Here is an 855-nt window from a genome sequence, read left to right as displayed (position 1 = left end):
ATCGCCTCGCCACCGTAGGAGGGGATAAACATCGCCGCCGAGCGGCCGGTGGTGTGATAGCCCAGCACCGACTCGCGCTCGACCAGCGCCACCCGCACGCCGGCCGACAGATGGGCGGCCAGGGCCGCGCCCGCCATCCCGCCCCCCAGGACGACCACGTCGACCGATTGACGGCAAGGGCTGGCGGTCATGACCAGGTCATCCATCGTGCGCCTGCCAGGCCCTGGAGATAGCCGTTGATCAGAGGCCCTGGCGGATCGGCCGCGAGGATCGCCGGCCCCAGATCGGCCGGGGCAAGATCCCCGTCGGCATAGGCGCGGAAGCTGGCGATCACCTTAGCCATGTCGCCCGAATGGGGCGAAAGGCGCAGGGCGGTGACGCCCGCCGCGCTCAGGTGCGCCAAGGGACTGTCGACGATCTGGACGTCATGGGACAGGGTCTGGACGCCGTTGACCGCCAGGAAGCCGGCGTGGTCAAGCGTTTCGACCGCTAGGCCGTCGGGGTCGCGATCGCAGACAAACTGGCAATTGTCCTTGTGCAGTCCATGTCTTCGCGCGTGATAGCAGCGTCCCGACAGAGCCAGCGGCAACCGGCCATAGGCGAAGATTTCGATCTCGAGACCTGGGCAGCGCATCGACAACCCGGCCAAGGCCGATAGCGACAATTCGATATTGGCGCACAGCCGCACGCAGCCGCGCGCGGTCAGTTCGGCCGCCGCGGCCTCGTTGTAGATGTTGAGCAAGGGTCCCGCGACGAAGGGCGCGCCGGCCGGACGTCGGGCCAGGGCGCTGATGTCATTGACCTCGATCAGGGCCGGATCGCTGGCCAGGGCCGCGGTCGCCTGGCGGTCGCGCG

The 855-nt window shown here is 68.7% G+C and carries 2 protein-coding genes; both read right to left on the bottom strand.

All coding sequences use genetic code 11. The features are described from left to right. Positions 1-191 (bottom strand): FAD-dependent oxidoreductase (locus tag AC1RJ9_RS28350; protein WP_492842023.1); only part of this gene is annotated, 191 nt, incomplete at its 3' end. Further along, positions 188-855: U32 family peptidase (locus tag AC1RJ9_RS28345; protein ID WP_492842025.1), on the bottom strand; the 668-nt coding region annotated here is incomplete at its 5' end. The genes AC1RJ9_RS28345 and AC1RJ9_RS28350, both read right to left, overlap by 4 nt.

This window comes from Caulobacter sp. GW822-FHT07D08, assembly GCF_058798735.1.
This window is presented reverse-complemented; position numbering and strand designations above follow the sequence as displayed.